This window comes from Veillonella agrestimuris, assembly GCF_943193065.1.
GTDB classification, from domain to species: domain Bacteria; phylum Bacillota; class Negativicutes; order Veillonellales; family Veillonellaceae; genus Veillonella; species Veillonella agrestimuris.
Genome location: NZ_CALPCS010000007.1, coordinates 61,239 through 75,309 on the forward strand (window position 1 = coordinate 61,239; position 14,071 = coordinate 75,309).

Annotated in this window: 12 protein-coding genes and 1 pseudogene; 4 read left to right on the forward strand and 9 right to left on the reverse strand. The window is 39.5% G+C overall.

Translation table 11 applies throughout. The annotated features are described in order from the left end of the window. Positions 1 to 8 precede the first annotated feature (8 nt). From NFR29_RS04600 to NFR29_RS04615, 4 genes are all read right to left on the reverse strand, one after another. The gene (locus tag NFR29_RS04600; RefSeq protein WP_251423934.1) at positions 9 to 602 is read right to left on the reverse strand and encodes a DedA family protein; all 594 of its coding nucleotides are present in this window, start codon (positions 600 to 602) and stop codon (positions 9 to 11) included. A gap of 244 nt (positions 603 to 846) precedes the next feature. Further along, on the reverse strand, positions 847 to 1,722 hold the full coding sequence (locus tag NFR29_RS04605; protein ID WP_251423937.1) for a CoB--CoM heterodisulfide reductase iron-sulfur subunit B family protein: 876 nt from the start codon (positions 1,720 to 1,722) through the stop codon (positions 847 to 849). After that, entirely contained in the window at positions 1,722 to 2,684 is a 963-nt protein-coding gene (locus tag NFR29_RS04610) for a succinate dehydrogenase/fumarate reductase iron-sulfur subunit (protein ID WP_251423939.1), read from the reverse strand. The genes NFR29_RS04605 and NFR29_RS04610 overlap by 1 nt, the downstream gene beginning before the upstream one ends. Position 2,685: 1 nt before the next feature. Then, a complete protein-coding gene (locus NFR29_RS04615) occupies positions 2,686 to 4,404 on the reverse strand; it encodes an FAD-binding protein (RefSeq protein ID WP_251423942.1) in 1,719 nt (572 codons plus the stop codon). Between the two features lie 874 nt (positions 4,405 to 5,278). Between NFR29_RS04615 and NFR29_RS04620 the strand changes: the two genes are divergently transcribed. After that, a complete protein-coding gene (locus tag NFR29_RS04620; RefSeq protein ID WP_251423945.1) occupies positions 5,279 to 5,953 on the forward strand; it encodes a response regulator transcription factor in 675 nt (224 codons plus the stop codon). After that, complete coding sequence (locus NFR29_RS04625) at positions 5,931 to 7,352, forward strand: sensor histidine kinase (RefSeq protein ID WP_251423948.1); 1,422 nt, start codon at positions 5,931 to 5,933, stop codon at positions 7,350 to 7,352. The genes NFR29_RS04620 and NFR29_RS04625 overlap by 23 nt, the downstream gene beginning before the upstream one ends. Before the next feature lie 89 nt (positions 7,353 to 7,441). Here NFR29_RS04625 and NFR29_RS04630 read toward each other — a convergent pair whose 3' ends face one another. The 3 genes and pseudogenes from NFR29_RS04630 to NFR29_RS04640 all read right to left on the reverse strand — a co-directional run bounded on the left by NFR29_RS04630 (position 7,442) and on the right by NFR29_RS04640 (position 10,822). Next, on the reverse strand, positions 7,442 to 8,776 hold the full coding sequence (locus NFR29_RS04630) for a DUF445 domain-containing protein (RefSeq protein ID WP_251423951.1): 1,335 nt from the start codon (positions 8,774 to 8,776) through the stop codon (positions 7,442 to 7,444). Beyond that, positions 8,773 to 10,008 (reverse strand): DUF445 family protein, encoded by a 1,236-nt coding sequence (locus NFR29_RS04635; protein WP_251423953.1) that lies wholly within the window; start codon positions 10,006 to 10,008, stop codon positions 8,773 to 8,775. The genes NFR29_RS04630 and NFR29_RS04635 overlap by 4 nt, the downstream gene beginning before the upstream one ends. Before the next feature lie 110 nt (positions 10,009 to 10,118). Then, a pseudogene (locus NFR29_RS04640) lies at positions 10,119 to 10,822 on the reverse strand (MBL fold metallo-hydrolase). 181 nt (positions 10,823 to 11,003) lie between these two features. On the opposite strand from NFR29_RS04640, the gene NFR29_RS04645 reads away from it, so the two are divergent. Further along, the gene (locus NFR29_RS04645; RefSeq protein WP_251423956.1) at positions 11,004 to 11,492 is read left to right on the forward strand and encodes a DUF308 domain-containing protein; all 489 of its coding nucleotides are present in this window, start codon (positions 11,004 to 11,006) and stop codon (positions 11,490 to 11,492) included. A gap of 119 nt (positions 11,493 to 11,611) precedes the next feature. On the opposite strand, the gene NFR29_RS04650 is transcribed toward NFR29_RS04645, so the two are convergent. Continuing rightward, complete coding sequence (locus NFR29_RS04650) at positions 11,612 to 11,968, reverse strand: winged helix-turn-helix transcriptional regulator (protein ID WP_251423959.1); 357 nt, start codon at positions 11,966 to 11,968, stop codon at positions 11,612 to 11,614. Between the two features lie 357 nt (positions 11,969 to 12,325). On the opposite strand from NFR29_RS04650, the gene NFR29_RS04655 reads away from it, so the two are divergent. Next, positions 12,326 to 12,958: an NAD(P)-dependent oxidoreductase gene (locus NFR29_RS04655; protein ID WP_251423962.1), complete on the forward strand. Its 633-nt coding sequence runs from the start codon at positions 12,326 to 12,328 to the stop codon at positions 12,956 to 12,958. Between the two features lie 74 nt (positions 12,959 to 13,032). Here NFR29_RS04655 and pta read toward each other — a convergent pair whose 3' ends face one another. Further along, positions 13,033 to 14,031 carry a phosphate acetyltransferase gene (pta, locus tag NFR29_RS04660; protein ID WP_251423965.1) on the reverse strand — a complete coding sequence of 333 codons (999 nt, stop codon included), beginning with the start codon at positions 14,029 to 14,031 and terminating at the stop codon, positions 13,033 to 13,035. Between the last annotated feature and the right edge of the window lie 40 nt (positions 14,032 to 14,071).

The following is a 14,071-nucleotide window of genomic DNA, read 5'->3' on the forward strand; positions in this document are numbered from 1 at the left end:
AAAACTCCTTACGATTTACGTCGGTTGCGATAGTATTTAAAGCCAAAGAATGCAGCAATAATAACGAATACAACTACCATAACAATTAATAATTCATGATTATATTCAATCAAATCTTGCCAATTATCACCTAACACTTTGCCAAGATAGACGAGCAAAATTGTCCATGGTATGGTCCCAAGAATAGTCCAAATGATGAAGTGCCACATTGGATAGCGCGCCATACCTGCAGGAAAGGAAATAAATGTACGAATACCTGGCAATAAACGGCCTACAAATACAGCTGTCCCACCGTGTTTGTTGAATAATTTTTCTGCTAGTTCAAATTTATGCTCATTAAAGAACACGTATTTACCGTATTTTAACAATAATGGGCGACCACCGTATTCCCCCATCCAATAGGACAATACCGATCCCACAATACCTGCTAAAGTACCGACCACAATGGTCGTATTCATTTCGAATACTCCTTGGGCCACCAAATAGCCTGCAAAGCCTAATATAATTTCACTAGGAATCGGTACATTGGCATTTTCTAGCACCATAGCAATAAACATAGCTGTATACCCGTAGGTTTCCATAAAGGCAATAATATAGTCCACTTGATTTACCTCAACTTCTATATACTAACTCAGCGCCTTCTCTTTTCTGAAAGTATAGGCGCTACTAACTAACTACTATAGTAGCTATATACTTTCTATTCTACCATAAAGAAAAGACCCTCACCACCGCAGAAATACAAAAGAGGCTGTAACGAGAACATCTATAATTAGCGTTCTGTTACAGCCCCTTCTGCATTATATTAGTTATAAGGGAGAACTAAGTATAATATTGTATTCTTAGGAATTAACCTACGAATTTAGTTACTGCTGCAGTATCAGTTAAGTGGCGTTTAGGCATACCCATTTCTTCTGGGGAAATACCTAATGCTAAGCCAACTAATTGAGACATATGTAAGATTGGCATATCAGTGTCTGCACCTACTACTGCTTTTGCTTCTTTTTGGAACATATCCAATTGCATTTGGCAAAGTGGGCAAGGAGTTACTACGCAATCAGCACCTTCTGTAGCTGCATCTTTATTGATGGAGCCAGTCATTTGCATTACGGAATCATGTGCAGGGTATACAGCATGGAAACCGCAGCAATCGAGTTTACGAGAGAAGTCGATTGGTGTAGCACCGATAGCAGTAATCAAATCAGCTAAAGATGTAGGCATTTGATAATCTTCGAAGCCCATTTCTTCTTGAGGGCGAAGAATATGACAACCATAATATTCAGCTACACGTAAACCAGTTAATGGTTTTACGATTTTTTCTTTCAATTTGTCCAAACCGTAGTCGCGAATCAATACCCATAAGAAATGAGTGATATCAATATTACCGCGGTATTGTTTACCGATTTGAGCTAATTTTTTGTTCACTTCTTCTTTTTCTTTTTCGCTTTTATCTAATTCATTTTTAGCTTCGCGAAGCATTAAAGTACAAGTGTTACATACAGTTAAAAGGTTTAACCCTTTTTCTTCTGCTAAGGCAATATTACGAGCGTTAGTAGCTAAAGCAACTTCAGGGGAGATATCTTGAACGTGGGACGCACCACAGCAAGTCCAACCATCAAGTTCTTCTAATTCGATACCCAATTTTTTAGCTACTGCAACAGTTGCTAAGTAGTCTTCTTTTGCTGCAGCTTCAAGCACACAGCCAGGGAAAAATGCATATTTCATTATTTGTTTACCTCCTCAGCTGCTTTCATAAGGCGACGAACACCGTCGATACCATTTACTGGTTTGTGAGGTACGATGAGTTCAAATGGATTGATTTTGTTGTGTTTCCACAAACGTAATGCATAGAATGCTTGTTTTGCAGAATCAACAACACCATCGGATTTCAAACTCATAGACACTTCGTTTAAGCGACCAGTTTTGTAAAGATCGTCTTTGAAAGCTTGTGCATGACGGAAGCCTTTGTTGTTAGTAAGACCAGCTTTGGACGCTTCTTTACGCAAGTTGGAAATATCTTGAGCAGGTTTTAAATGTTTAGGACAACGGGAGATACAGTTCATACAATGAACGCATTTCCAAAGGCCATTTTCATAAGCTGGTGCAATGTGCGCCATAGGTGCATCATCACGGCTATCTAAAACGAAACGGTTCGCTTTAGTAAATACATATGGCTCTAAGAAGTCGTCTTGTTTTGCAGTCAATTTGTTACATTCAGATGCACAGCAACCGCAAAGGATACATTCTGTACCAGCAACGAATTTTTTGAAATCTGCTGGAGTTTGACGAACGATTTTGTCCCCTTCGTTGAACTCAGCTTTCAAGAAGATCCAAGGTGCCACAGTTTTGAGGCGATCAACTTTTGCTTCCCAATCTACTACTAAGTCACGAATAACGTTGAAGTTACCAATTGGAGCGATAGTCAATTCATCTGTACCATAACGAGCAGTTAATTCGTCAATTTTAGCTTCGCAACCGAGCATTGCTTCGCCGTTTACACGGATGGAGCAAGCGCCACAAACTGCGGAACGACAAGCTGCTACGAATGTTAAAGATGGATCGATTGTATCTTTAATTTTTTGAAGGCCCCAAAGAATTGTACGGTCTGCTTCATAGTCGAATTTGAAAGTCTGTACAAACGCGCGACCTTGTTGGTAACGGTGAATATGATAGGTGATTTGTCTCATCTTAGTACTTCCTTTCTTGTGGTTCGTATTTAGTGAACACTACGTCGCGTTCGGATAACTCATATTCGCCATTAGCGCCCAATTTGATTAAAGAGTGTTTTAAGTATCTTTCATCATTACGCGTAGGGAAATCTTCACGAACGTGAGCACCACGGGATTCGCGGCGGTGTAAAGCGCCCATTGCAATAGCTTTTGCTACTGTCAGCATGGAGCCGATTTCACAATAGTTTACGAATGCCATGTTGTAAGTACGATCAGGGTCACCTACATAGCAAGTTTCGTATTCTTTCGTTAATTTATCAATTTCATTAAGTGCTTCAGTAATACCATCTTCATTACGGAAAATGCCTACTTTATTCCACATTACATTAGCCAATGCATCGCGGATTTCGACTACTGGACGACCGCCTTCGCGAGTCGTTACTTCTGTGAATTTTTCTTCCCAATGTTTAGCTGCTGCAGCGATTTCTGCATCAACATTAGGTTGTTCATTAGCTTCAGCGTAATCAGCAGCACCTGCACCAGATACTTTACCGAATACTACGCCGTCAGCAAGGGAGTTACCACCCAAACGGTTCGCACCGTGGATAGAGATACAAGATGCTTCACCAGAGGAGAACAAACCAGGGATTTCAGTAGCACATGTTCTGAAATCTACTACGTCGATACCACCCATGATGTAGTGACATGTAGGACGAATAGGTACTGGTTCTACCAATGGATCGCAATGTTCGAAGCTCAATGCTAAGTCGCGGATACCATGAAGTTTTTCGATAATAACTTCAGGACCTAAGTGACGAAGGTCAGCTACTACGTATGCATTAAGACCGGAACCGAAACCACGGCCTGCAGCAATTTCATCTTCAATTGCTTTTGCTACAACGTCACGGGATGCCAATTCCATTTTGTTAGGCGCATATTTTTTCATGAAGCGTTCGCCTTCAGCATTAAGAAGATAACCACCTTCACCACGAACCGCTTCAGACATCAAGATACCAGTACGACCAAGACCAGTTGGATGGAATTGGATCATTTCCATATCTTTCAAAGCAGTACCTGCACGGAATGCAACTGCCATGCCGTCGCCAGTGGAAAGGAATGGGTTCGTTGTACGAGTCCAGAATACACGACCAGCACCACCAGTGGAAAGAATCACAGCTTTTGCTTTGATTTGTTCTACTTTGCCGGCTTTCATATTCCATACTACCGCACCGCCAATGCGACCATTTGCATCTTTTACAAGGTCAAGAAGGTACCACTCTTGCAAGAATTTCACGCCTTCTTTCAAACATTGCTCGTAAGTAGTGTGCAAAATAACGTGACCAGTTTTGTCTGCAGAATAGCAAGTACGTGGGTAAGTTTGACCACCGAAATTACGTTGTGCAATTTTATTTTCTTGCGTACGGGAGAATGGAGCACCCATGTGGTCCATTTCAAGTACCCCTTCTGGACAACGAGAACAGAAGAATTCGATAGCATCTTGGTCACCAAGATAGTCAGAACCTTTTACAGTATCGAAAGTATGTGTTTCTACAGTATCTTCTGCTGCTACATTGTTCAAGCATGCATTGACACCACCTTGCGCCATTGCTGTTGCTGAACGGGTTGGAAAAATTTTAGTAATAAGAGCTACACTTAAGCCATTGCGACGACCTACTTCTAAAGCCGCACGCATACCAGCGCCACCGCTACCTACTACTAGAACATCAAACTGTTCCATATTGACCTCCTCATAACTACCTATAAAAAGAAAACTTATTAGACTATCGTCATTCAAGCTCACTCGAAGCTCATAAAAATTTTTGATAACCTAATCATTTTTCCTTAAAGAAAAATCTCAAACACATGCGATTTTTCTATAGCTTTACCTATAATTATAGATGCCAAATTGCCGTCTGTCTAAATCTTATTATGCATAATTAATTTTAATGATTGCAATTGATATTTTTTATCAGTTTCTGTTTTTGCCATTCCATTGCAAACAATAAAATTCATATTTTTTGTAAATTTACTTATCTTTTTGTATAATTCATATTTTTCTTTACCCCTCCCATTTTCAAGATTTTCAAGTAGTAGAATAAAATTATATATGAGCTTAACAGCCCAGTAACCAACTCATCCAGTAAGTCCGATTGTTCTTCAAATTTAAATGGATTTCTTTCCATATTTTTTAATTCCCATATACTTCACTATGAATTAATAGTTGCATTTTATATCAATACCTATCGATATATCGTCTCCTTTATCAAATGATAATTATTTTCAAATATTTTTATAAAAAAAGAAGTTCAATCTTTCAAAATTAACAAAATACCCCTCATCTATGCGTATACGGCAATCTTCGATATAGTTTTTTATGTCTTTTTTATACTTTTTCGGTTTATTTTAAAGATTTTTTCAATTATTTTCATCTCTTTGCAGATATATAGTGATTATTTGTGGTAAAATAGAGTGTAACATATGCTATAAACATGATTTTTATAATTCCGTTATATTAAAAGTAAAATTAAATACACTTATATACTCATTAAGTTGTACGATTACGAACCGTACGAGCGTACAAAGCAATCACAGCAAGTAAGGAGATTTTACATATGAAAGTACTATTAGTAGAAGACGAAGAAATGCTGAATGGCATTACGGCAAAATATTTAAGAGCCGAAAACATGACAGTGGACACATGCTTCAATGGCCAACAAACCATTGAGTATGCTAACACATCGAGCTATGATGTGATTGTCATGGATATTATGATGCCTGTCGTAGACGGTTTAACCGCATTAGAGCAAATCCGCAACGAAGGCAATACAACACCAATCCTACTACTGACGGCGAAAGATTCCTTAGATGATAAAGTAACAGGTCTAAATACAGGTGCTGATGACTATTTAGTGAAGCCTTTCGACTTAGAGGAATTGACAGCTCGCATTTATGCATTGGCGCGCCGCAATACGCGCCATGCACAAAACGATATCAAAGTAGGTCCTCTTACAATTAACGTGCCACAACGCACCGTAAAACGCGATGGTGAAACGCTTTCCTTAACAGCGAAAGAATTCGACTTGCTTTATTATTTAGCAAGCAATGAAAACATCGTGTTGTCTCGTCAACAAATTTTAGACCATGTATGGGAATATGACTATGAAAGCTATTCCAACTTAATTGATGTATATATTAAAGAGCTTCGTAAAAAAGTCGATACTGATAAACATGTTAAGTTGATTCAAACCGTTCGCGGAGTAGGATATGTCCTCAGAACAGAAGAATAATTCATCTCATCATGATTTAAATTCCATGTCTGATGCCTTAGCCCATTTGTGGAACCGCATCCCTTTAACTTTTAAAATTATGTTGTGGTACTCCCTGTTTTTGGGAGTACTCATCATTTCTATGTCCGTATTCTATTACAATTACATCAACTCTTCTGATGCAGCAGAAATTAGAAATCGCTTACAGCAACAAACATTAGTCATGTCTACAAACATGCGAAAATTTACGCCTTACCAAGAAGGGACATTTTTTCTCGTCTATACCCAAGATGGCGTAATCCTAAAAGGATATATTCCAGATAGCTTCCCAAACCAATCGAATTTATCGTTAGGACAAGTAAGTGAACTCGAAGCCAATGGTGTCACTTTCTATTACTATGACGTTCCTATTAGCACTGCAGACTACAAAGGTTTCTTACGGGCTATTACGAGCCAAAAAGTAACGGACAAACGGGCCAATACGATTTACGCCCTCGTTCTAGTTAGCGTCATCGCCCTCCTCATATCATCCGTAGGGGGCTACTTATTCGTAAAACAAGGCTTAAAACCTTTACGAAAACTAACGCAAACGGCAAGAATCATCGCTCGCAATAACGACTTGAGCCGACGCATTGAATTGCCAGATATCGCAAAAGACGAAGTCTACGAATTGACGACCACCTTCAACCGCATGTTGTCGGGCTTAGAAAATTCATCGAACCGAGAAAAACAATTTAACTCAGACGTATCACACGAGCTTAGAACGCCTATATCGATCATCCAAGCAGAAAGCGAATACGGCCTAAAATACGCGAAAACACCAGAGGAAATGCGCGAAGGTATGACCCATATCTTTGAACAAGCAAAATTTATGTCTTCCCTCGTGTCTCAATTACTCGATGTAGCTCGATTAGAAAATAGTTACGAATTAGATATTGCACCAGTAGACGTTACATCATTGTTAAATAACATGGTCCATCACTATCGACGCCTCTGTGCCGATAAAAACATAACTATTAAATCATCTATTAGCGATAATCTAACTATATTAGGTCACGAAATCTCACTCCGTCGAGCGGTATCAAACTTGATTGATAATGCCGTTAAATTTACACACTCTACCATTGAGATTACGGCAAAACAAAATAATTTCTATTTAGTTATCGAAATTACAGACGATGGCATTGGCATCGAAGAAGAACATTTAAAACAAATCTTCAACCGTATGTATCAAACGGAACAATCTCGTAACAAAAAATCGAACCATGGCATCGGCTTAGGGCTCTACTTTGTAGACAAAGTTGTACATTTACATCACGGCACAATTGTAGCTAATAGTAAACCTAATGTATTTACGACGTTTACCATTACCTTACCACTACAAGACGTACCAGAACGAGATAGTATAGACTTATTATAAAACGTAAAAGGGACTGCCCCTAGAATGCGATACAGTCGCACTCTAGGGACAGTCCCTTATTTTTATTGTTATATATTAGATTTATACTATTACATAAACATCGCCAACAGAGGAGTATACACATATTCTAAGAAGGTCCACGTCATCAAGCCTGCCACAGCACCAACGATAGCGCCATTAATACGAATCCAACTTAAATCATCTTCTACTTTAGACTCGATAAAGTAAATGAATTTTTCCGTACTAAGACTACCAAGCACTTGGCGAATGACAGTTTCAATAAGGTCATATCCTTGTTCTAATACGTATTGACCAATTCCGTGTAAGGCTTGTTCGATACGCATTCTTAAATCGTCGTCTTTGCCATACACAGTCCATAATTCTAACGCTATATTCAAAAGAATTTGAGCTGGTGTTTCGCCCCTTTCATCGCCGACGATAAGGAGCTCATCGATATATGGGTAAATGTGGTTTTCAATAACCGCTTCCCAATCTTGCTCAACAATCCATCGTTGCCATGCCGCATCAAGGGCTATGCACACTTCTCGATTGTCTTCTATATTGCTAATCGGTTCAATCCATTGGCGTAACCAGGCCGTCCGTTCTGGACTGTTAGGACGCTTCCAGTTTTCTAACATAGCATACGCTTCCTTCACGATGGCTTGGGCTAATTCTTCATAATTTATGACATCTGTAGCTTCCGAGAAGGTAATGAGAAAATCGGAGAGAAAGCTTTTTCTCTTTTTCTTATGCGCTTCTTCTGCTACGACTGCAGTAAGCCACGTCACCATAGCGGGATGATTAATACGGGATTGTACCACATTAAGGACTTGCACCACCATCGGCTCGTACTTATTGTATTTGCACAAATCTAACAACACGTGCTTCAGTACAGGCACGAGGGATTGTTTGCTAAGCAATTCTCGAATTCGCTTCGCCCCCCATTGACCCCATTCAGTGGCATTTTGGGATTGCCACAACAGTTGTAACCCTTGATGGATGACCAATCGTACAGATCGCTGTCCTTCTGGTGAAAGCATAAATTTCTCAATAATTGGCACAAACTCAACTCGCCCCAATAACACGCGACATCGCTGTTTAGTGAGCATTTTCGTTTGTACTAATTGAATGACCCCGTTGATAAGGCGATCTTTATTGCGAGGAATGAGCGCCGTATGATAGGGAAATCCTAATGGCTTTCTAAAGAGGGCAGTCACCGCAAACCAGTCCGCTACGCCTCCGATAAGGGCAGATTGAACAGCCCAATATAGCGGTTGATACCAACTTTCATGGCCGTACACAAATTGGCCCACAAAAACACATACATAAAGGATAGCTGTAATCGCTAAAATCGCGTTGGCCCGCTCTTTCAAGGTCATCCGACGAAAGGTTTTCATCAATGGATTATGAGTAAATCTATTCATACTAATACCCCCTTCACAAGTTCTGTAAGACCATAGAAGAGGCCGCCCAATACGGCACCAACGAGGGAACCATTAATACGAACCATTTGCAAATCATAATACATTTTACCTCGTACAATACGAGTAATCTCTTCTGGTGAGTAGTTAGATAACTCGGAAGCCACCACGCGGTCGATGAGAGGATTTAATTTTTGAAGCCACATAATGGACCGCAGCAAGAAAAATCGTTCAAACGGCGCTTGTTTATCTGGATTTAATAGAACATCTGTACCAAAACGATGCATCCGTTCCATAGCCATATCCATGATGCGCGACCAGTCCACAGTATTGCCGTCAATTAACTTGTCTTCCCACTCTTCTAAGATGGCTTTAATCCATAGGTTTTTATGTTCTTCAATGAATTGTTGCCACTCCCGATTCGTTTCTAAATTGTTAAAAAACTTGATAGCCTGTCCCCACACATAGCGACCTAAAGGGGAATCAAGATCTTCGTTTTCTTTCAGAAATGCCACCGATTTACGTTGTACCATGTCTACCAATCGCTCTGGTGAAAGCCCGTCACCACCAAAGGCGATGGCTAATTCCCGGAAGAAGGAGTCCTTCGTATAGCTTTTTATAATATCTAGCATAACCCGGTACAAATAGGGATATACTTGATTCGATGCAAGGACGCGCTGACAAGTACGGTTAAAATAGAGCCAAAATATAGTGGCTGTTTTTCGATCTAGCATACAACGACCAAAAAGAATCACAAGAGGCGTAGCATTCCAATTAGACACACCATTGTAAATAGCTTTGTTAATTTCCTTCCGCATAGGTTCGATATCCATATGGGATAACACTTCATTACCGAGGCCATGTAACAAGCCCCGAATTTGATTTTGTCCCTTTGCACTCATAGCATATTCAATGATACGCACCATGACACGCTCTTTTTTGACCGCATAATACATTTGCGGCACTCGTAAGAGTTCTTCACTGAGCATAGTCCGTCCCATTTGAATGAGCCGCTCTTTACTACGCGGTAAAATAGCCGTTTTGAAAGGAATCCCTAATGGCTTTGTAAACAACGCCGTCACTGCATACCAGTCAGCAAGACCACCAATCATAGCAGCTCCTGATACATGCATGACGAAGGCCCAAAAAGCATCGTGTCGCTGCGGATATGCAATTAAAAATATAATAGTCATCACTACAAGTAATAGCGTAGCCATTGGTTTTGTTTTTATCATTAATTAGTCCTAATTACTCATCACTTGATTGATCTAAGATATCACTGATTTATGCAGTGTCTGCTATCACCAATGCCAAGAGAATATTATCTATCTAAACGTTAATTGAATTAGTCGATGGTACAATCATCACCATCTTTTTGAGGTTGCCAAATCGGCACATCTTCATAGAGCGCTTTAAAATAGACCGATGGATGCCACAATGGGCCATTAAGATGCATTGGAATCAGCGCTTTGTTGACTTTCACATGACGGAGAAATTCAATAACACCCCATTCTTGGGCGGCTTCTAAGCGGTTGTCCACTGGGAACATCGCTACATCTACAGTGAGACCTGTCAACTCTTTAAATTCACGCCACGCCATTTGTTTCGCCTCTCTATTATTCTCCGCTGTATCGCCGAGCCAGTGCCACCAATTTAAATCGCCTGCATGAAATAGAGATGGCGAATCGAAGACAGACGTATCCGTTTTGACATAGAAGGAGCCGCCTTCATCAGTACTGCCGTACATATGAATGGATACGTCTCCAACTAACGCATCTTGACCAGGACGCAAGTGACGCATTTTCTCACCTTCCCATCAAGGGGTACGTCTTGGTGACAAATATATCGCGTCGTAGGACCATCAAATTCTGTAATAGATGGATTATAATGATCACTATGATTATGGCTCACGAAAAACCATAATTCACGCCCTCTCTTAGCCAATTGCCATACTATATTTTGGGGATCTTTGTAATAATCAAAGACGTAGCAACGCGTGCCATCGTCTACGAGAAACCCACTGTGAGCTAAAAACGTTACATGCAACATATTATCAATACCTCTATATATTTGAGAATTTATATCATCTGTATTCTTAATTATACCATATTTCTTGTCATAGTATTAAATAGAAGCATTGTTGATAATGCATTACACATTATGCTATAATCTCTTCTATTAGAGCTTTATTGTAGCTCTTCTCATTATCAGGTTTAGGAGGTATTAGATAATGAAAAAAGTTTTAGTCATTCTATTAGCGCTATTAAATATCATCATTGGCGCTTATTTATTAGCTAACCCTGTAGAAAATCTGTTAGCCTTTGCTTGGGTAATGTCTATTTTCTTATTGTTTAATGCCATTGCTAACTTCGTACGTTACTTCGCACTCCCTAAAGAATTCCGCAGCGGTTGGTACTTATTAAGCGCCTTCATTAGTGCCTTGTTTGCTTTCTTCTTAGTATCTGGGGGCTTTGCTATTTTACCGCTCGTAATCCCTATTACACTTGGTATTTGGCTCATCATTGACGGCATTCTACTATTTATCAAATCCGGATCCATGCGTACTACGTCTATCGTATTACTTTCTATTTTACTCTTCCTTTTCGGTTTATTCCTCATCATCAATCCACTTGCATTTGGTATCGCTACTATGTATGTAATTGGCGCTGGTTTTATCCTTTCTGGTATTTCTAGCTTATATAATGCATTCAAAGGCTAATAGATAAAATCATATAGTAATGAAATAAAGAAAGAAACATCCGATTTACATAATGTTTGTAAATCGGATGTTTTTACATATGTCTATATAGAATAGATATATATGTTTATACAAGATATTTATATACGTCCCGTTTCTTTCATAAAATCAATATATTTATTACCCCATGATCCTAAGGATATAAGAACTTCTTTAAACTCTCCACCTACTGAGGTCAAACTATATTCTACTTTAGGTGGAATGGTGCCGTACACTTCACGGTGTACTAAGCCATCATCTTCTAATTGTCGCAACGCTCTTGTTAAAGTAGCCTGCGTAATAGGATGTAATCGCCGTTCTAGCTCGCGAAAACGAACCGGTCCTTCTGATAATTCATGCATAATAAGGAGCGCCCATTTACCGCTCAATAACTTTTGACTCGTTGCAAAGGGACACCTGCCCACTAAATCGTGGATATTCACTAACTGTTCTGCCATATCTATATCGCTCCTTTATCTATGATTTTAGTTTGTACAAATGATACCACATATTTTTCATTATGCAAGCATTTTATAGTATCTTTTTTATAGGTACAAATTATTTTAAAAATTTCGAAAAATTTTTAGCCTCTATGTGTCCTATTTCTATCATATTTGATAGTACCTATCTAAAATAATTCTACTATACAAAGTATAGGCACCTATCTATAATAAACTCATCAGGTAACCACGACGTATAGGCCTTCTGAAAACACTAACACAACAGAGCCTATACACTGAACAGGTTACAATTGAGAAAAAAGTTTTACAGAAAGCTATATCGTATGGAAGGCTTTCACGAGGAGGACATGAATCATGAATATTTTACTTATCGGTGCTAATGGTAATGCAGGTCGTCGCATTGTAAATAAAGCTCTTGCAGCAGGTCATCAAGTAACAGGCGTCGTACGCCGCGAAGGTGCTATCGAAGGCATCCCTACTATCGTAAAAGATGCACTAGCTTTAACAAAAGAAGAATTAACACAATTCGATGTTGTAGTTAACGCAACGAGTGCATTTGCTCCAGAAACCTATCATTTACAAACGGACTTAACATTATTATTGGTAAAAGCATTGGCTAATACAAAGACTCGCCTTATCGTTGTAGGCGGTGCTGGCAGCTTGTACGTAGACGAAGATCACACAGTGCAATTATACGATACACCAGAGTTTCCCGAAGAATACCTCGGTCTTGCGAAAGCACAAGGCAATGCTATCGACATTTTACGTCGCTTCTCCACAGTAGATTGGACATTCTTCTCCCCTGCTGCTAAATTCGACGCAGAAGGCCCAGAAACTAGTGACTACACATTAGGTGCAGAAAACTTTATCGTAAATAATAAAGGCCAATCTTACATCTCTTATGACACATATGCATCAATCTTAGTGGATGAAATCAAAAACCACGCTTTTGGTCGCCAACGCTTTACCGCAGTACAAAATGGGTAGTACCCTAACATAACAAAAAGGTGATGAACCATTCTACGGGTTCATCACCTTTTTATTATATTGATTTTCTATTATTAGTTACTTTCAGCAGCAGCGATAGCAGATACTTCTACGATATCTTGTACGGAGCAGCCACGAGAAAGGTCATGGATAGGTTGTGCCAAACCTTGAATCAATGGGCCAATAGCTGTTGCATCAGCAAAACGTTGTACTAATTTATAGCCAATATTTGCCGCTTGAAGATCAGGGAAGATTAAAATATTAGCTTTACCTGCTACGTGAGAGCCAGGAGCCTTACGCTCTGCTACAGAAGGAACGATGGATGCATCTAATTGTAATTCACCATCAAATTTGAAGTCTACATTACGTTCTTTCAAAATGTTAACAGCTTCTACTACTTTGTCTACTTCTGGTGTAGATGCAGAACCTTTAGTAGAGAAAGACAACATAGATACACGAGGATCAGCCATGCCAGCTACTCGGCGAGCTTTTTCAACGGTGGATTCTGCAATATCTGCTAATTGTTCAGATGTTGGGTTAGGCAACACACCGCAGTCAGAGAAAATTAACATGCCCTCATCACCATATTCTTTTTTATCTGTAAACATAATCATGGAAGAGGATACAGTTTTAAGACCTGGTGTTGTACCTACCACTTGTAAGGCAGCACGCAATACATTAGCAGTAGGGCTTGCAGAACCAGCTACCATGCCATGAACAACACCAAGGCGAACAAGCATAGCGCCAAAGAACAATTCATCTTTTTTCATTGTTTCTTCTGCTTTTTCAGGAGTCATGCCTTTTTTAGCACGCAATTCTACAAAAGTATCTACCATTTCTTGGAAACGGTCATAATGATTAGGGTCGATAATTTCAGCCCCTTCTATGGAAGCACCTGCTGCTTTTGCCGCCGCTTCGATATCTGCAGGATTACCCACTAATACAGGTGTGCAGAACCCTTCTTTCAAAATAATTTCAGTTGCAAACAATACACGATCATCATGGTATTCAGGCAACACGATTTTTTTACCTAACGGTTTTACTTGGTCTTTTAAATTTTGAATTAAATCCACGATTTTGCCTCCTTAACACTGCCATTACAGCTTTATCAAT

What these genes read in the sequence shown, in the direction of transcription:
- NFR29_RS04605 (WP_251423937.1), bottom strand. Translation starts at nt 1,722, where the DNA reads ATGAAATATGCATTTTTCCCTGGCTGTGTGCTTGAAGCTGCAGCAAAA.
- NFR29_RS04610 (WP_251423939.1), bottom strand. Translation starts at nt 2,684, where the DNA reads ATGAGACAAATCACCTATCATATTCACCGTTACCAACAAGGTCGCGCG.
- NFR29_RS04615 (WP_251423942.1), bottom strand. Translation starts at nt 4,404, where the DNA reads ATGGAACAGTTTGATGTTCTAGTAGTAGGTAGCGGTGGCGCTGGTATG.
- NFR29_RS04620 (WP_251423945.1), top strand. Translation starts at nt 5,279, where the DNA reads ATGAAAGTACTATTAGTAGAAGACGAAGAAATGCTGAATGGCATTACG.
- NFR29_RS04625 (WP_251423948.1), top strand. Translation starts at nt 5,931, where the DNA reads ATGTCCTCAGAACAGAAGAATAATTCATCTCATCATGATTTAAATTCC.
- NFR29_RS04630 (WP_251423951.1), bottom strand. Translation starts at nt 8,776, where the DNA reads ATGAATAGATTTACTCATAATCCATTGATGAAAACCTTTCGTCGGATG.
- NFR29_RS04635 (WP_251423953.1), bottom strand. Translation starts at nt 10,008, where the DNA reads ATGATAAAAACAAAACCAATGGCTACGCTATTACTTGTAGTGATGACT.
- NFR29_RS04645 (WP_251423956.1), top strand. Translation starts at nt 11,004, where the DNA reads ATGAAAAAAGTTTTAGTCATTCTATTAGCGCTATTAAATATCATCATT.
- NFR29_RS04650 (WP_251423959.1), bottom strand. Translation starts at nt 11,968, where the DNA reads ATGGCAGAACAGTTAGTGAATATCCACGATTTAGTGGGCAGGTGTCCC.
- NFR29_RS04655 (WP_251423962.1), top strand. Translation starts at nt 12,326, where the DNA reads ATGAATATTTTACTTATCGGTGCTAATGGTAATGCAGGTCGTCGCATT.